8 protein-coding genes are annotated in these 19,031 nt (G+C 67.5%); 7 read left to right on the top strand and 1 reads right to left on the bottom strand.

Going from position 1 to position 19,031, the window contains the following annotated elements; genetic code table 11:
• Positions 1-79: 79 nt before the first annotated feature.
• Positions 80-10,183 (bottom strand): LamG-like jellyroll fold domain-containing protein, encoded by a 10,104-nt coding sequence (locus HOV77_RS06325; protein WP_290858851.1) that lies wholly within the window; start codon positions 10,181-10,183, stop codon positions 80-82.
• Positions 10,184-10,435: 252 nt separating this feature from the next.
• Between HOV77_RS06325 and HOV77_RS06320 the strand changes: the two genes are divergently transcribed.
• The 7 genes from HOV77_RS06320 to HOV77_RS06290 all read left to right on the top strand — a co-directional run bounded on the left by HOV77_RS06320 (position 10,436) and on the right by HOV77_RS06290 (position 19,004).
• Entirely contained in the window at positions 10,436-11,530 is a 1,095-nt protein-coding gene (locus HOV77_RS06320; protein ID WP_290858849.1) for a family 43 glycosylhydrolase, read from the top strand.
• 71 nt (positions 11,531-11,601) lie between these two features.
• A complete protein-coding gene (locus HOV77_RS06315) occupies positions 11,602-12,393 on the top strand; it encodes a hypothetical protein (RefSeq protein ID WP_290858847.1) in 792 nt (263 codons plus the stop codon).
• 94 nt (positions 12,394-12,487) lie between these two features.
• Positions 12,488-13,510 carry a LacI family DNA-binding transcriptional regulator gene (locus HOV77_RS06310; protein WP_290858845.1) on the top strand — a complete coding sequence of 341 codons (1,023 nt, stop codon included), beginning with the start codon at positions 12,488-12,490 and terminating at the stop codon, positions 13,508-13,510.
• Between the two features lie 156 nt (positions 13,511-13,666).
• Positions 13,667-14,716, top strand: coding sequence for an extracellular solute-binding protein (locus HOV77_RS06305; protein WP_290858843.1), 1,050 nt, complete (start codon positions 13,667-13,669; stop codon positions 14,714-14,716).
• A gap of 35 nt (positions 14,717-14,751) precedes the next feature.
• Positions 14,752-15,825, top strand: coding sequence for an ABC transporter ATP-binding protein (locus HOV77_RS06300; RefSeq protein ID WP_290858841.1), 1,074 nt, complete (start codon positions 14,752-14,754; stop codon positions 15,823-15,825).
• A complete protein-coding gene (locus tag HOV77_RS06295) occupies positions 15,822-17,582 on the top strand; it encodes an iron ABC transporter permease (RefSeq protein ID WP_290858839.1) in 1,761 nt (586 codons plus the stop codon). The genes HOV77_RS06300 and HOV77_RS06295 overlap by 4 nt, the downstream gene beginning before the upstream one ends.
• Positions 17,583-19,004: an adenylosuccinate lyase family protein gene (locus HOV77_RS06290; RefSeq protein ID WP_290858834.1), complete on the top strand. Its 1,422-nt coding sequence runs from the start codon at positions 17,583-17,585 to the stop codon at positions 19,002-19,004.
• The last annotated feature ends 27 nt before the right edge of the window (positions 19,005-19,031 follow it).

Genomic DNA, 19,031 nt, shown 5'->3' with positions numbered 1-19,031 from the left:
AAGGTTACTCAAGATCCGTCCGAAGTGGTCGCCGACAGCGATCACGTATTCGTAACAGTTGATCACAACGACGCATCCTTTACCGCCGTCTCCACGCGCGGATCGCCGTGCTGCCGGCGAAGACGACGGCCGCCGGGATGAGGGCCAGACTCTGCCCGGGGTCCACGGGGGCGGTGTGCGCGAAGAACTGATCGCTGGTTGACTTGTACGAAAGCTCCGTGACGGTCTTGGTCATGCTTTGCCCGGCCGTCTTACGCTCTGTCCTTTTCTTGGACTCATCGTAGATTTCTTCAGGCAGACCGTCCTTCGAACGCGATTCGCGATCGTTGTCGATCCTCGTTCTGTCCACGCAGTCCCGGCAGGCCGGAGACGGACCGTCGTCGGCACCGCGGCGGCGGATTCGGATTACGCCGGTCAGCGCACCTTCACCTGCGGAGAGGGCAACGTCGACCACGTCGACACGTCGGGTGGTGATCAACTGGCTACCGGCTTCGCTGACCGCGCCGTCGACGGACCCGGCGATCATCCGGCCGCCGACCTTGGCGGCGAATCCGCCCAGCGCTCCGGCGATCTTGCCGGCGACTACGCCGCCGACGCCGCCGGTGACGATGCTGATGCCGCCTTGGAGCGCGCCTTGGCCGAGTGAACCCAACGCATCCTTGAAGCCGTGGATGTTGCCCTGAGCGGCGTCCTTGCCGAGGTTGATCACCGCCATCGCTCCGACGACACAGGCGACTGCGGCGGCTCCGGCCGTGACCGCGGTGCAGGCCAGCCCGGCCGCCACCCCGGCGACGATCGCGCCGATCTGGATGAGGGTGTCCTTGTGCTCCTTCACCCACTTCGCGGTGGCGTGGTAGGCGTCCTTGACCTTGTTGGCGACCTGTTTGACGGTCTTGGTGACCTTGTGGACGATCCGCTGACCGGCCTGCTTGACTCGGTGGTACGCCTTCTTGACCTTGTGCTTGACGTAGTTGATCTGCTTGGCGACGCTGTGCTTCACCCGGTGGTAGGTGCGCTTGACCTTGGTTACTGCTGTTCTGTACTTCTTCTTCGCATAGTGGTAGCCCCGGCTGACGGTGTGCTTGATCCCTCGGTAGGCCTTGTAGGCGCTCTTCTTGGCGGCATGCCCCAACTTCTTGCCGAAGTGCACCAACCGCTTCGTCGTGTGATAGAAGGACCTGCCGAGGCTTATGGCGGTGTGGAAGACCGTACGCTTGACCTGCTTCGCCTTCTTGTAGGCCTTCTTCGCCCACTTGATCGGATGCCAGCCCCAGTGCCCGGTCGGGTCGATCGTCTGCAGCGGGTCGCCGTCGCCGTACTGGTAGTGGTTCGCGTCGATAGAGTCCGGGATCGGGTCGTTGTCGACGGTGTCGCGGTTGTCGAACTGGCCGGTCGCCGGGTTGTACCAGCGCGCGTGCATGTTCACCCGGTTGGCGACGCTGTCGGTCCACTCCGACTGATAGCCCAGGCTGCCAACCTTGCCCACATTGGCCGTCACCGTGCCGAACGGGTCGTAGGTCACCGACCCGGCCAGCGCCGTCCCGGTCGCGGTGAACTGCCCGACCTGGTCGGTGTGCAGATCGGCCCAGGCGAACACTCCTGCGCCGGAGGTGGGTTTGACGCCGAGGACGTCACCGTCGGGGTCACGGCTGTAGGTGGCCGTGCCGTCTGCGGCCACGTCGTTGCCCTGGCCTGAGTACGCCAGCGTCGTCGACCCGGCGGTGAGCACCCGGCCGAGGCTGTCGTAGGTGTAGGCCTGCGTACCGACGCTGACCTGCTGGCCGAATGCGTCGCTGGTCAGAGTCTGCGTGCCCGACCCGGTCTGGGTGGACCTCAGCGTTCCCCGCGCCGTGTAGGTGTAGGTCGTCGAGCCGTCCCCGACCAGCTGATCACGCTCGTCGTAGACCATGGTCTTCGCGCCGATCTGCGTACGGTTGCCCGCCGCGTCATAGGCGTAATTCGTGATCGTCGTGCCGTTGTTCCACGATGTCAGGCGACCAGCCCAGTCATAGCCGTAGGTGTTCGCCGCCGAACCGGCGAACCCGGCCGTCGTCTTCGACGTCTCCCGCCCCTCCACGTCATAGCCGTACGAGATCGACGCCACCGTCGCGCCCGCCGAAGTCTTCAAGGTGTCCGACGCCAACCGGCTCGCGCTGTCGTAACCGAAGCTGCGATAGTCGCCCGCGCCGTAGGCCAGCTTCGTCACGCGGGACAAGCCGTCATACGTGTACGCCACCGTCTGCCCCGTCGACGAGTCCGTAACCCCCGACAACCGGTCCACTGTGTCGTACGAGTAGGTGCTCGTCCCCGCGGCGTCCGTGCGCGAGGCGACCAGACCGTCCGGGGTGTACCCGAACGACGAGCTTCCCGACGGGCCGGTCGCCGAGGTCAGCAAGCCGCGATCGTTGTACGCGAACGTGTCCGTCCCCGGGCCGGCCTTCATCGACGTCAGCTGCCCGGCCAGGTCGTAGCCGAAGGTCCGCTGCACCGTCGCCGCCTCGGCCCCGGCACCTGTCTGCGCGGTGAGGTTGCCGACGGCGTCATAGCTGTTGTCGACCACCACCCCACCGGGCAGGTTCTGCTTGACCGCCCGCCCGGCCGCATCGTAAGAGATCGTCCACGTGCGGTCGTTCGGATTCGCCGTCGTCGCCGGCTCGATCTGCGACTCCAGCAAACCCCACGAGTTGTAGGTCGAGATGTGCTTGTTCCCACGCCCGTCGGTGTACCGCGTCCGGCGGCCCTCCAGGTCGTACCCGAACGACGTGGTGATCGAGGCGGTCGCCGAGATCGGCTGCGTCTCCCCTGTCACCATCCCGGTCGCGTCATAGGCGAACGACGTCGTATGCCCGAACGAGTCGGTCGAGGACAGCAGGTTCCCGTTTACGTCATATCCAGCCGAGATCTTCGAGATCAGCGCACCGGTGCTTGCGTACGCCTTCGTCGCGATGTTGTTGCCCGGCTCGTCGTAGACCGTGGTGCGCTTGGAGCCGTCCGGTGCGATGACGCCGACCGGGCGCCCGAGATAGTCGTACTTGAACTGTGTCGCGTTGCCGGCCGCGTCGGTCTGCGTGATCAGATCACCGGCTGCGTTGGTGGCGTAGCTGACGTAGGACCCGGAGGGCTGCGTCACCTTCTGCAGGAAACCGGCGCTGCTGTACGCATACAAGTTGGTGAAAGTGCTGGACGTTGCCCGCTCGAAAGACGAGTCGGTGACCTTGCGCCCGAGATAGTCGAAGGTCGACTGGGTGTACGCACCCCGCGGGTCGACGGTCTTGAGCAGATCGTCGTTGAGGTCGTACGCGTAGGTCGTCACCGCGCCGTTCGGCTCGGTCGTCTTGGCCAGCCGCCCGAACTGGTCGTAGACATAGCTGCTGACGAAGCCCAGCGGGTCGGTGGTCGAGGTGACGTTGCCCGAGCCGTCGTACGTCCGCGACACGGTGGCGCCGGTGATCGCCGTGCCACCCGGAGGCGTGTAGGAGGGCAGCCTCGTGGCGAGCGGCCGGCCCGCCGCATCCCGGCTGACCATGGTGATGCTGCCGTCCGGGTCGCGCAGTTCCACCTCGTCGCCGAACGTGTCGTACCCGGTGATGGTGACCGGCCGGGCCGACACCGGAGTGCCGCCGTTGGTCTCCGCGTTGACCGGTACGCCGGTGGTCACGGCCAGGTTGCCGGACTCGTCGTATTCGTAGTATTCGGTATTGCCCAGCGGGTCGGTCTCCGACAGCGGCAGGCCACGCTGGTCGTAGGTGTAGCTCGTGCTGCTGATGACGTCGCCGAGGGCCCGGACCTCCGACCATCCCCGGCCGTACAGCATGGACACGTCCGACGCCGACACCGGCCGCTGGTAGACCTGCACCTGGGCGATCGACCCGGTGAACGGTGCTTCGGTCGCCCCGTTGTACTTGGAGCGGCCGATCGCCAGCGATCCGGTGGAGGCGATCGGCGTGGTGTCGGTGGCCGTGCCCTGCGCGATGCCGTTGACGTAGAGCGTCATCTTGCCGTCGGCGGCGTTGTAGACGCCGGCGAGGTGGGTCCAGGTGTTGAGAGTCGGTGCGGCGGTGGACTGCGCCGTCGCGGTGGGCGCCGCAGTCGCATCGGTCAGGTTCCGGCTGAACGACCAGCGGTTCTCCGTCTTCAGATACTGCAGCTCGAAGCCGGAATTGACGTTCGCGTCCTGCGACACGACGGATTGGACCGCGGAATTCGCCGCGAGCTTGACCCAGGCCATGACGGTGAAGCTCTGCGTGGTGTTCAGGACGGGCTCGGCTGTGGTGGCCCAGCCCGTGCTGCCGTTGAATGCGGCCGCACCGCCGGACCAGGTCACACCACTCGTCGCCGCCGCCGTGAAGTCGTGGTCGGAACTGTCGACCACCTCGGTGCCCTTGGTCGCGTTGAGCTTCCACCAGCCGGTCGGCGAGAGCGGGCCCGACGACCGGACGAAGTCCGACGTCATCCGGCCCGCGGTGTCGAACGTGGCGCCCGCCGCGCTGAAGTAGCCGGTGTAGTCGCCGTTCCATTTCATCGTCACGTTGTCGTCGTTGTCATATTTGTACTGCGTTTTACGTGCGACGCCGTTGGGGTCGAGCGTCTCGTCGGTGACTCGGCCGACCGCGTCCACGGTGTACTTGGTCTCGGTGACGTTGTTGTTGTCCAGCTCGCGGATCACGTTGCCGGCCGCGTCGTACTCGGTCTGCTCGGCGATGAACGACTGGCTGCCGTCCGCGTTGCGCTGGATGACAGCGACTTCGAGGTTGTTGTCGGTGTAGGTGAACGCGGTGACGAAGCCCATCGCGTCGGTGATCGAGGCGAGCCGCCCGGCCGGGTCGTACGCCCGCGACTCGGTGACTCGATCGGCCGCGGGCGACGGATTGTTCGGGTCGCCGGTGTAGCCGATGAGCGTGGTGGTCAGCAGGTGCCCGTTCGCATCATACGTGTAGCGGGTCTCGACGCCGGTCTCGTCGACCTCCTTGGTCATGTTGCCGTACAGGTCATACCCGAACGTCGTCACCTTGCCGGTCTCGTCGGTCGCAGAGGCGATGTGGCCGAGGGCGTCATAACCGTTCTTCAACGTACGCGCAGCGTCCCCGCCGGTCGCGTCGCTGATCGTCTGCTGGGTGATCTGCCCGTCGAAGTTGTACGTCGTGGTGGTCACCGCAGTGTGGACCGCGCCCGTCACCCGGTTGGTCGTCGCCGGATCGGTCTGCCGAACGATCCGGCCGAGCTTGTCGTAGACAACCTGTGTCACGACACCGTTCGGATACCCGTCGGAGATCTCCGTCTTCGAGACCACCCGACCCTGGCCGTCATAGGCAAGCTTCGTCACCAGCCCGGCCGGATCGGTCACCTGCGCCACGTCACCGTTGGCGAAATACGTGATCGTCTGCACCTGACCACCCGGTGACGTCGTACGCCACGGCAGTCCGGCCGGGGCGAACCCGCCGTCGGCTGCCGCAATCGTCGTACCGTCGGTGTAGTCGGTCTTGGCGATCCGGCCCAACGCGTCGGTCGTCTTCGTCTTGTTGCCCAACGCGTCGTACTCGAACTTGGTGAGGTATGTGTTGTCGGTCGCGCCGGCCGACCGGCCGTCGCGTACCTCGGTCAACTGGTCGTTGCGAGGATCGAGGGCGGAGGCAGTGTTCAGGAAGTACGAGTAATAAACCGTTGAACACTTCCCGGCCGACCGGTCCTGGCAGGTCTGCTCCGAGATCGTGTTGCCCCGCGCGTCGTACTCACTGGTGGTCACATTGCCGTTCGGGTCGGTCACCGTACGCAGGAAACCGTCCTTGTAGCCGTACGTCGTCTGCCGCTCGGAGCCGCCGTCGGCCCAGATCTCCGCCACCTGACGGCTGCCGTTGTCCACGTCGTACAGGTAAGTCGTCGTCGCGTTGAGGGGATCGGTCACCACGATCTTCTTGGCCAACGCCGCGCCCGCCGCGTTGGCCGAGGCGTTCTTGCCCGCTGCCACCTGGTCGGCGACCTGAGCGGCCGTCAACTGCGAGGTGAAGAACGCGAATTCGCCGATCGACCCCGGGAAGTAGCCGGACGAGTCCCCGTCGTAGCCCGCCCACACTGACGACCATTTGCCCGCGCCGAGGTAGGCGTACGCGGGCGCGGTGGAGGGTGCGACCCGGGTCGCGCTGCGAGTGCCGACCAGCGTCCCGTCCAGGTAGAGGGACTGGCTGCTGCTGCTCGCGGCCAACGCCACGTGGTGCCACTTGCCGTCGGCCACCGAGGCCGCGGTGGTCAAGACGTTCGCGGCGGTTCCGGTCCAGAAACCACCGCGCAGCTTGCCGTCCACGCCCACATACAGCGCCGGAACCCAGCTCCCGGCCGCGTCCACGTCCTCCATGGACATGCTCTGGTACGCGTAAAGCACGCCGCCCTTGGTCGATCCGGACGGCATGGTGAACCACATCGAGACCGAGTCCGGCGCAGTCCCGGGGATCTCGGTCGCCGCCAGTTGCAGGTAGGAGGTGGTCCCGTTGAACTTGGCCGCCGTCGCGTCGGCGAACGGGCCCGGCGAGCCGAGGGTCACCGTGTTGTAGGTCGCCACTCCGCCGTTGACCTCGTTGACCGCCTCGGAGACACCGGTCTCGTTCATCCGCAGGTAGTCGGCCGGGCCGCCGGACAGCACCGACGCGGCGTAGATCTGCGACGATCCGGCCACTGCCGGGGTGCTGATCTTCCAGGTGCCGTTGTGCTCGTCGATCACTTGAGTCACGACGCCGCTGACCGGGTCGTAGGAGATCTGCGTCGCCGTCGCCCCAGACGGCCGTACGATCTTCGTCAGCGGATGAGCGGCCGCCGAAGCCGTACCCCGCAAACTCGCCACGTCAGCCGCGGTCAGCGTTCGGTCGAACAGCGCCACATCCGAGATCGAGCCGGCGAAGTACGTCGCGACGGCCTCGCCCGGATGAGGCTGATCGGGCCAGCTGCCGCCGATGTACCCGGCTCCGACGTATTCGTGCGCCGTGCTGCTCGCGTCGGCCAGTTTGATCAGCCCGGCCACGGTGCCGACCGCAGTCCCGTCGAGGTAGAGCGTCTGGGTGTCGCCGGCCGCCGCCAGCACCACGTGGTGCCAGGCACCGTCGGTGACGGCGTTCGGCGAGCTCATCGCGCTGGCGGACGCGCCGTTCCAGAATTCCGCGTGCAGCTTTCCGCTCGTGCCGACGTATAGAGCCGGAACGTAGTTGGCGGAGCTGGTGCCGTTGGTGATCGGGTCCTTCTGATAGCTGAACAGCACGCCTTCGGGCGTCGTGGTCTTGAACCACATGCTCAGCGACTGGTAGCTCGCCGCGGTCACCAGTTTGGCCGGCATTTCGACGTAGGAGGACGTGCCGTTGAACCCGGCCGCCGTCGCCGACGACCCGGGCAGCGATCCCGGCTGGCTCAGTGTCACGTTCTTGTATGTCGCGGCATCGGTTCCGGCGTTGTCCAGCACGGTGCTGGTCGCCTTGGCCGCTCCTGCCGCCTCCGCCAACCGCCAGTACGAGCGTGGACCCGCGTCGAGCAACGCCGTCGGATACTGCGATCCCGTCCCGTATTCGTAGGTCGTGCAGTGCGTGGCGTCGGTCGGCGGGCACACCTTCGTGAGCTGGTCGCCGCTGTACGCGTACGACCAGAGGGAGACGGAGCTGGAGTCGCCCGCGACGGCCGGGTCGGTCGCGACCGTGGCGACGTGGGCCTCGCTCGCGCCCGCAGGCGTCGACCACGTCAGATGCAGCGCGCGGCCGGAGGCGGACGTCATGGTCTCGACCTGGCCCGCCGCGTCGTACGCCAAAGTCAGCGCCCGGCCTGCCGAATCCTTGATCGAGGTGAGCCCGTACGCCGCGGTGCTGCCCGCTGTGCCCGACACTCGCCGGGTGAACAGATAGGTCGTGCCGTCCTTGTCCAGCAACGAATACCCGCCCGTCACGGCGGTGAGCACGGAGAACCGGCCGGACGGCGGGGTGAAGCTCCCATCGGCGTTCCGCCCGAAGGCCACCTCGGTGCCCGTCGGATAGGTGATCACGGCCGTCTTCGCGTTCGCCGACGTGAACCGCTCGACGACGGTTGCGTCCACCACGGTCGACCAGCCCGCGCCGAACGCCGACCCGGTACGCGGATCGCGGCTGTTGTACGACCGCTGGATCGCCAGCGCCGGGCCGACGGTGGCGACCTGGGCGTCCATCGCCTCCGTCGTGTAGTTGCCGACGCTCGGCTCGAAGCCGCGCCCGCCGTCGTCCTGCGACAGGCCCGAGGTCACGAGGGGCTGCGGTGGTGGCGTCGACAGCGGGAAGTAGTACGCGACGTTCAGCGGATCAGGACTGGTGGCCCAGCCGTCGTAGGACACGACCCACCAGTAGTACGTCTTCGACCACTGCAACTTGCCGGCCGGCACCGTCCAGCTCGACGAGCTCGTCCAGCCCGAGGTGGCGACGAGAGCCCCGGACGCGTCGTTGACCTTGAAGTTGTACTGCATCGCCTTCGGCCACACGTCCGGATCGTGGCCGCGGGCCAGCAACTCCGGCGTCAGCGACGTCGCCTGGTAGTCGCGCGGCGGGTACTGCGCGTCGATCTGCGGCGCGATGTTCGGCGTGTAGGACACCGACAGGAACGGCGCGCACGTGTGACTGTCGCACACCGCACCGGACGGGCCGTTGCGCGACGTGAACCGTTTGAAGTCGGTCGTCTGGGTGGGGTTGGCGCTCACCAGCAGGCCGTAGTTGGGAATCGTGCCGTTGAGCCAGCCGTCGAGCGTCGCCTTGTCCAAAGCCACGCTCGTCCACTCGCCGACCGTCCGATCACCGCCGGTGTTGGCACACGCCTGCGAATAGCTCGTCGGCGTCTGCCGCCCGATCTCCGCGCTGTAGGCAGGGCCGGAGTAGTCGACGGTGCCGTAGCGGACGGTGCTCTGCGACCACGACTCGTTGACCCGGTGCACCGAGTACGGCTGCGCGGTGCAGCTGCCCTGCCAGGTGAGGAACAGGTACAGGCGGGCCGACGTGATCCGCAGCCCGTTGAACGTGCCGGCGAAACCGGAGAACGCCATCAGCGCCTTGCCTCGGTGCGTACCGGCGTCCCAGGTGCCGACCGCGAGGTTGTCCTCACCGGAGTGGTCCACGTCGTTGCCGTAGTACACGTAGGTGTCGGACGTGTTCATGAACTCCGCGGTCGGGTCGACCGTCACCGGGTAGACCCGCTCGGGCGCGGCGAGCCACTGCTCGTCGGCGATCACCTTCAGGCCGATGCCACCGTCGACCTCGACCAGTTCGTAACGGACGGCGTTCGACGTGGTGAACTCGCCGCTGGCGGTGTCGAACTTGGAGTCGTGCATCAGGCCCGGCGGGATGCGGCCCTTCACGGTGCCCTGGGCGTCGGTGAGCACGACGCCGCCGCTGGTGTCGAGCGCGGGAAGGAGCCCGTCCAGCCGGAGCGGGAAGACCCATTCGTGCCGCGCCCCGCGCTGCTGAAGCACGATCGACTCCTTGACCCCGCTCTCCCGCGACTCCACGACGAGGTCCGTCCCCGGCAGCACCCCGGCATAGGTCACCGAGTACGCCCCGGTCTGCGCCGGAACACCGGCCGCGCCGCGCAGTGAGTAGCCGAATCCGACTCCGTCGAACGACGCCGATACCAGCCGCTGATCGTCGCCTCGGCGGGCGAACTGCAGTCCCAGCCGGTTCGCCCGCTGGCCGAGCCGCTCCCCCGCCGACGTGACGCGCGCGTCGATCTTCTGCCAGTCGCCCTTGGCATCCCGGAAGTTGACGGTGCCCTGGGACACCTCCCGGGTGTAGGAGCCGTCCGGGTTGGCGAACAGGTCGGATCCCGCGTTCGAGTCCTTCGCGCTGCGTACGCTCCGGCCGGGTTCGAAGCCCTTGATGTCCGGTGTGGTCAGTTGCTGGACTTTGCCGTCCTGCCGTTCGGCGGGTCCCTTGTCGGGGGCCCGGCCCGCCCCGCCGGTCGCCTTCGTTTCGGCGTACGCGGCGTAGTGGCTCTTCCCCGCAGCTGAGCCGCTCTCCTGCCCGGGACCGATCGGCTTGCCGCCGGCGAAGGCCGACGGCGCGGTCAGCCACGACCACAGCCAGCTCACCTCCAGATCCACCGGACCGAAGACGGTCGCCGGTTGCGGCATGGCGCTGACCAGCAGCATCGACACGGTGAGCAGCAGGCCGACCAGCACACGGCGGTGACGACGGTCCATAACGGACTCCTCTCGAACGCGGGCACCCGGACGGAGTTCGAGAGAAAGTTAGCGGTTGATGAATCGATTAAGCAAGGGGCAGAATGCACTCCGGCATCCGTCACTCGCCGGGACCTGGGTAAACCTCGAAAAATTTCCATCGTTTGATGGAAAGTCGCCCAACCTGGTTCCATTTTTCATCGGCGTCGGTCAAGATGTGACGGATTTTCGCGTCCCGGGACGAGGACCCCCGGGTTCGAAGAGGGAGGATCTATGACCAGATCACGGAAGAATCCGCTGCTCGCAGCCGCATTGGCGGTGGTGCTGGCAGCCACGGGAGCGGTGGCGTTGGGCGCACCCGACGGGCCGGCTGCGGCCTTGGCGTCCACCGGATCATCGTCGTTCAGCCTGGCCGACCCGAGCACCGTGCAAGCCCACGACGGCACCTACGTCACCTACGGCACCACCGTCGGCTCAGGTGCCGGACCCCGTTGCGGCGCGGCGAGCGGCGTGACGTTGTACGTGCCGTTCCTCAACCACGGATCGGGTGACACGGTCGGGATGTCCGACTGCGTCGCGGGCGACGCGCTCCCCTCGGGGCCGGGCTCGTGGGCAGTCGACAACGGCGCCGTCTGGGCGCCCGGTGTAGCCGAGTTCAACGGCACGTACTACATGTACTACGCGGCGACGAAGGCCGGCACCAGCCAGAAGTGCATCGGGCTGGCCACCTCCGGCGGAGCCAAGAGCCCCTTCACGAACAAGGGCGAATGGGCCTGCCCGAGCGGCGGCCGGTGGGCCATCGACCCGAACCCGTTCGTCGCGAACGGCAAGCTCTACGTCGCCTATCGCGACGACGCGATCACCTCCTACCCGGAGACCGGCATCTCCATCGTGCAGGTGGGTTCCGACGGCTTCGCCCTCTGGAGCACCCGCCGCGACGCGCTGAAGAGCACCGACCTGGTCTGGGACACCGTCAACGACTCCGGCGAGACCCACGTCATCGAGAATCCGTCGATCTTCGTCGGCGGAGCGAGCCACTACTACCTGCTCTTTTCCGGGAACAACTGGAACAGCGCCCGGTACGCGACCGGCATCGCCGACTGCGGGACGAGCCCGATCCCGTCCGGCCGATGCACCCTGCTGAAGGACGGCGCCAACCAGCCCTACTTCGGTTACACCGGCAGCGGAGGGCTCGGGCCGTACCGGGGTCTGCCCGGCAACCACACCGGCCCCGGTGCCATGGCGGCGTTCTACACCGAAGGCAACCGCAGGTGCGTCGTCTGGGCCTGGTACGACACGGCGACCGGCAAGCGCCACCCGATCATCGGCGAGCTCAAGCTCGACTCCAGTGGCTTCTACGTCGAGTGACAGACCGGCGACCCTTCTTGCCCCTCGTGTCCAACCACGTAATTGACGGGAGTCTCACCATGAACAGCAACATGAGCAGGCGTAAGGCGCTCGCCCTCGGCGGCGGCGCGCTCGCCGGCGCCCTCGCGGGCGCGGGCAGCGCATCGGCGGCTACCGATTGGTTTCGGCTGCCGGTGATCACGGCGAACATCGGCCGCGACAACCTCGGCGCCCGGGACGCCGCGTTCGACGCCATTCGCAACTCCGACGGCGACAACCGGCCGCTGGTCTGCTTCCAAGAGATCAGCGAGGGCGACACCGGCGAAGAAGACATGATCGACCACTACTTCGGGCCGCTCTACACCAAGGCGTTCCTGCGCCACGAGACGTCGTTCCGGATCCCGATCTGCGTCGGGCGGCCGTGGATCGTCGTGTCCGCCAAGACCACTTTCGTGCACGGCGGCATCACCGGCGTGACCCCACCGCGATGGTTCAACGAGGTCGTCGTCCGGCACCAGGACTATTCGGCCGTCGAGTTCGCGGTGCTCAACACCCACTACATCGCGAACGCGTTCAACGGCGATCAGCGCACGGATCTGCGCGACGAGTGGTGGCTGATGCGGGATGTCCACAAGGCCCGGGCGCTCGCGCACCACAACGCTGGCCGGCTGGTGATCTGGGGCGCCGACACCAACCGCCCGGACTTCGGCACCGCCTCGGACCTGGCGGCGGAGCAGAAGGCGTTCGGCACCGGCATCGATCGCCTGCACTGGCTGCCCGGCGACGGTTCGGTGCAGATCACCTTGAACACCACCAAGACGATCGACATGAACGTCGACTCGCACAACGCCCGGCTAGCCATCTTCCACGTCCGCGCAGTCTGACGCACGACAAGCACTTCCGGTAGATGCGGGGTCGAAGGTCGGCGGTCGTCCGCCCTTCGACCCCGTCTTGCGCCGTGCCTGCTAGCGTGATCGCATGGGCAGACGGGTGACCTTGATCGACGTCGCTCGGCACGCGGGAGTGTCCCGGACTACTGCCTCGTATGTCATCACCGGCACGGGCCGGGTGTCGGCGGCCACCCGGGAGCGGGTGCTGGCGTCGATCGACACACTCGGGTATGTGTACAACGAGGGCGCGGCGTCGCTGCGGCGCAAAGGCCGGACCATCGGCGTCGTCGTCCCCAACATCGACCGCCCGTTCTTCGGCGAGGTTCTGATCGGGGTGGAGTCGACCTTCACCGAGAGCGGCTACATGTCGCTGATGGTGTCGACCCGCGATCAGCTCGACCAGCAAGCGCGTTTGCTGCGGATGTTGCGGGAGCACCAGGTGGCGGCACTGGCCATCATCCCGGCCACGGGCAGCGATCATGACCTGGTCGACGACCTCCGCTCATGGGATGTGCCCACGGTGTTCCTGAGCCGCTACATCGCCGGGGCGGCCGAGCCCTATGTCGGCTCCGACGAGGTCCGGGGTGGATATCTGGCGGCGGAGCACCTCGTCCGCGCGCACCGCTGCCGATCGATCACCTATCTCGGCGGGCCGAAGCGGGGCGTCGCGCGGATCGACCGGCTCGACGGCGTACGCCGGGCGCTGGCCGAGTCCCGGTCCGAGGTGAGCCTCGTCGACCTGACCAGCGAGTCCACCGTGGAGGCCGGCATCCGGGCCGGACAAGAACTTGCCCGCCGCGAGCTGCCGGACGGCATCATCTGCCACAACGACAGCATCGCGATGGGGCTCGCCCGGGCCCTGTTCGACGCCGGTCGCTCAGGAGCGACCCGGATCATCGGCTACGACGACGTCGCCGCCGCTCAGGCGTCGGTGCCGTCGCTCACGAGCGTCGCGACCAACGGCCGCCTCCTCGGTGAGACGGCCGCGCGGGCGTTGCTCGCAGTCATCTCCGGCGTGGAGCCCGCCGTGCGGTCGCACCTGACGGAGCCCCGGCTGATCGTCCGGGAATCCTGCGGCGACCACTCCGGCGAGGACGCGCCGACGAGGTAAGACGCAGCTGATGCCCGCAGCATCCCGGCAACGCTCTTGACACGAACTGATCCGCCTGGTTACCTCGTGCCCGACGTGGTGAATCGATCCACCAATCGCGGACCCGGTCACCACCCGATGTCGACAGCACGTCCTGACGAGGTGAAGGAGGCAGGCATGAGGCGCCTAGCGTACAGATTCACCGCCCTGTCCGCGCTGGTGGCAGTGGCAGCGTTCACGACGGCCGGCTGCGGCTTGTCCGACGGCACGGCGCAGTCCCCGGGCCAGACCACGGTCACCGTCTACTCCCCTCGTCCGAGCACCATCACCGACTACGTGGTCAAGGAATTCCAGGCGGCCCACCCCGAGTACAAGGTGCAGCTGCTGACCCTCGGTGCACAGGAGGTCGCCGACCGGGTCAACGCCGAGAAGGGCCGTCCCCAGGCCGACATCTGGTGGGGCGGCACGCCTACGCAGTTCGAGGGCGCCACCGCCAAGGGACTGCTCACCCCGTTCGGCGCAGACGTGCTGTCCCGGGTGCCGGCCAAGTTCCACGGCAGCGGCGACGCCTGGCTGGCCGAACAGCAGCAGCTGCAGCTCATCGCGTACAACCACGACATGCTCAAGGAATCGGACGTCCCCGGCGACTGGGCCGACCTGATCCTGCCGCAGTACAAGGACAAGATCCTCATCCGCGACGTCGCGCCCTCGGGCACGATGCGCAGCGTCTTCTCCGCCCTCATCTACCAGCAGTACGCGAAGACCTCTTCGCCGCAGGCGGGATATGACTTCCTGAAGAAGCTGGACGCCAACACCAAGGACTATGCGGCGAACCCGTCCGACCTCTATCTGCGCCTGCAACGGCAGGAAGCGGCGCTGACGATCTGGAATCAGCAGGACATCCTCGCCCAGGCGGCCAAGGGCGCGCCCTTCTCGATCAAGGTTCCGGCCTCCGGCGCTCCGATCAATCTCGACGGCTTGGCGAAGGTCAAGGGCGGCCCGAACGCCGCCGGGGCGGACGCGTTCGCCGGCTTCCTGCTTTCAGACAAGACTCAGGCGTGGCTGGCGAAGAACGCCTTCCAGATCCCCACGGCCGCGATCGCCGAGAAGCCGGACTGGCTGGCTCAGCTCACGTACACGGAGCTGCCGGTCGACAGCAAGGTGATCGCCGCCAACTCCGAGACGTGGATCCAGTACTGGATCGACAACATCAAGAACCGCGGCTGACGCCGGTCGCGTTCGCCAGGTTTGAGGGAGCACCCATGATCCCCATCCGGCTCGACCGGGTGAGCAAGACCTACGCCGCGTTGGCGGCGGCCGAGCCCACCATCTCGGCGGATCTGACGATCCGGGCCGGGGAGTTCTTCACCCTCCTCGGCCCGTCGGGCTGCGGCAAGTCGACCCTGCTCAGAATGGTCGCCGGATTCATCGCGCCGACGAGCGGCTCCATCTGGTTCGGCGACCGCGAGGTCACCCGGCTCGCACCGCACAAACGCGGGATCGGGATGGTCTTCCAGAACTACGCGCTGTTCCCGCACCTGTCGGTCGCCGAGAACGTCGCGTACGGGCTGAAGATGCGGCGTACCGCGAAGGACCTCCGCCACGCCCAGGTGGCTTCGGCGCTGTCGATGGTCGGGCTGGACGGCTTGGGTGATCGGAGCATCGACCAGCTCTCCGGGGGCCAGCAGCAGCGGGTCGCGCTCGCCCGGGCGGTGGTCATCCAGCCGGATCTGCTGCTGCTCGACGAGCCACTGTCCAACCTGGACGCAAAGCTGCGCGAGGAGACCCGCACCCAGATCCGCGAGGTCCAAGAACGCAGCGGCATCACGACGGTCTACGTGACCCACGACCAGGCGGAGGCGATGGCGGTCAGCGACCGCATCGCCGTGCTCGCCGACGGGCGGGCACACCAGATCGACGAACCACGCCTCATCTACCGCCGACCGGCGACGTCGTTCGTGGCCCGATTCATCGGCCGTAGCAACGTTCTCCCGGTCCGGGTGGCCGCCGTCGGCGACGACACCGCCTCCGTCTCGCTGTCCGAGGACGGCCCGGCCCTCACCGTGCCGCGCTCACCCGCCATGACCGTCGCCGCCGGGGCCACGGCACAGCTGTCGGTACGCCCCCAGGCGCTGAAGCTGGTGGCCGAGTCCGAAGCGCAGTTACACGGCGAGGTGAAGCGCGTCGAGTACCTGGGCGCGACCGTGACCGCCACCGTCGACCTTGGCACGACGACCGTCGTCGTGTCAGCTCCCGAACGGCAGACCGCACCCCAACCGGGTGAACGGGTGGGCCTGGCCGTCGACGAGAACGACACCTGGCTGATTCCGCAATGACGACCGACGTTGAGACCTCGCCCCCCACCGCGGCCACGGCGACCGCGGCCGGACCGGCACCGCGAAGATCACGGCGACGGACGACCGCGGGTGACCGATTCATCTACCTCCTGACGCTGCCCGTCTTCCTGGTGATCGCGTTCTTCGTCGTGGTGCCCATGCTGCATACCGCGGCGATGAGCGCAGAAGGCAAGGGGCTGTCCGGGAACTACGGGACATTCCTTTCGGGCAGCGCGCGTACGGCGCTGATGCTGTCCATCGGAACCTCGCTCGGCTCGGTCGTCCTGTGCGCCCTCGTCGGCACCGGTCTCGCGGTACTGCTGACGAGGTTCGACTTCCCGGGCCGCCGGGCGCTCGAGGTGCTGGCCGTGCTGCCGATGGCGTTGCCGCCGCTGATCGGCGCGGTCTCGTTCGTCCTGCTGTTCAGCGAGACGGGCATCGTGCCCCGCGCGGCGCACGAACTGCTCGGCGTCAGCGCCGGAAGCGTCTCGGTCACCGGCGTCGCCGGGGTGCTGCTCGTGCATACGTTCACGATGTACCCCTACTTCTATCTCACGGTCGCGGCCGGTCTCGCCGGTCTGGACCCGTCGCTGGAGGAGGCGGCGCAGAACCTCGGCGCTTCGCGATGGAAGGTATGGGCGACCGTCGTCCTGCCGATGCTCACCCCGGCTCTGGTCTCGGGCGGTCTGCTGACCTTCATGCGGTCGATGGGCTCGTTCACCGCACCGCAGCTCTACAACGTCCAGACCCTCACGATGCAGATCGTCGCGACGCGTACCGGTGGCATGTATGAGCTCGCCGCGGCGCAGTCGACCGTGCTGGCCGTGGTTTCGATCGGCTTCCTGCTGCTGATGCGGTGGTACCAGGGCCGACGCATTCACCGCAGCCTGTCCAAGGGGATCCAGCGATCGCGTACCACCACCAGAGGCTGGCGTTCCGGACTGGCTCTAGCGGGCAGCGTCGCGTTGAGCCTGGTGTTGCTGGCCCCGATCGCGGTGATCGTGCTCGTGTCGTTCTCGGTCGACCGTACCTGGACGATCCAGGTGCTCCCGCCCGATTACACGGTCGGCAACTACGCGCGGATCTTCACCGATCCGGGCAGCCTGCTTCCCATCAACGTCAGCGTTCAGACCAGCCTCATCGCCACCGGGGTGGCCTTGGTCATCGGCGTGACGGCGGCCTGGATCATCGCCCGGTGGCCGGCTCGCCGAGGCGGCTCGCTGCTGGATCTGGCGGTCATGGTGCCGTGGGCGCTGCCGGGCACGGTCATCGGCATCAACCTGGTGACCGCCTTCAGCGGGGAGTCGCCGTGGTCGCTCGGGCTCGTCCTGGTCGGCTCGATCGCGATCTTGCCGGTGGCGTATTTCGTGCGGTTCATGCCGCTCGTGTTCCGCTCCACCGGTGCGGCCATCGCTCAGGTGGACCCCTCCGTCGACGAGGCAGCGCAATCCTTGGGCGCGTCGCCGCTACGGGCTCTGCGTACCGTCGTGCTTCCGTTGATCGCGAAGGGTGTCATCGCAGGCGCCCTGCTCGCCTTCGTCGAAGGAGTCGGTGAATACGTCGCGTCGGTAATCGTCTACCCGGTCGGCTTCGCTCCCCTGTCGGTCGCGATCTATCAGCGGATCTATGCGGCCGACTTCGGCACCGCGTCGGCGTACGGCACGCTCCAGGTCGTCTTGATCTTCATCATTCTGGTCGTCTCCAACCGGCTCGAACACGGTCGCCGACGCCTACGCCGCATGGGGGTTCGAGGATAGATGACGGCGGGCTCCACAACTGACAGATCCCACACGACCGCACCGACCATCGCCGAAGTCGCGGGCAAAGCCACCCGGTTCACCGACTACAACCTCCCGGACGCGGGAATCCGCCCGCTGTTCACGACCGACAGCGTCTGGCAGGCGTGGCTCGATGTCGAGGCGGCTCTCGCGCGCGCCCAGGCGAAGGTCGGCCTCGTCCCGGCCGAGCAGGCCGCGATCATCGAGGAGGCGGCTCAGCTGAGCCGCATCGACACCCGACGAGTACGCCGGACGCTGGCCGAACAAGAGCATCCCCTGATGCCGCTGATCTCCGAGTTGGCCCGGGTCGCCGGTGATCCCGCGGGCGGCTACGTCCATTGGGGAGCGACCTCGCAGAACATCATGCAGACCGGGCACGCGCTGCTCCTCCGGCGGGCGCATGCCATCGTCTCCGGACTGCATCGCGAGGTCATCGCCTGCGTGGCGGATCTGGCCGAGGACAACGCGGAGGTGCTGATGGCCGGCCGGACGCACGGCCAGCACGCGGTGCCGATCACGTTCGGCTTCAAGGCGGCGGGCTGGCTCGACGAGCTCGTCCGCGCCCATCGGCGTACCGAAGCGGCTGTCCGGCCTTGTCTGACCGTGATGATGGGCGGCGCAGTCGGGACGTTCGCCGCGCTCGGCGAGCCGGGTCCCCAGATTCAGGAGCTGATCGCCGAGGATCTCGGGCTCGACGCGATGCCGGTGCCGTCGCGCGCGCTGCTCGACCCCTTCGCCGGGTACGCCACCGCGCTGGCGATCGCCTCGGCGGCCGGCGCCCGGATCTGCGCCGACATCGCCACCCTCATGCAGACCGAGTTCGGTGAACTTAGCGAGCCCGTCCCCGACGCGTCCGTCGGCAGTTCCACGATGCCGCACAAGCGCAATCCGAAGCTCACCTATGACGTCATCCAGTTGTCGGCCGAGATCCGTGCGCTCACCCCAGCCGCGCTGGAGATGCTCGTCCGGCCGAGCGAGGCCGACGGGGCGGCCACCGCGCTCATGACCGACATCCTCGAACGGTCGCTCATCGCGACGGGAGACCTCCTGGTGCGGCTGCGCCACATCCTCACCGGGCTGGAGATCTTCCCCGATCGCATGCGGGACAACCTCCGCCTGACCGGTGGGCTCATCTCCTCCGAGGCGGTCATGATCAAGCTGGCCGAGTTCGTGGGCCGGGACCACGCCCACACCATCGTGCACGACGACGCGACGAAAGCGGTCCTCGTCGGCGGCGACTTCCTCGACGTCCTCGGCCACGATCCTCGCGTGACCGGACATCTCGACCCGGCGCGCCTACGCCGGCTGCTCGCCCCCACTGCGCATACCGGGCTCGCGTCGGCGATCGCCCGCGACACCGCCCACCGCGCCCGGGACTATCTCGCTGGCGTGGACTATTAACTACCCGTCTCGCCAGCAGATCACGGT

Origin of the sequence: Hamadaea sp., from assembly GCF_013362815.1 — a bacterium.
GTDB lineage: Bacteria > Actinomycetota > Actinomycetes > Mycobacteriales > Micromonosporaceae > Hamadaea.
The sequence above is the reverse complement of the archived record's forward strand: the minus strand, read 5'-3'. Positions and strand labels throughout refer to the sequence as shown.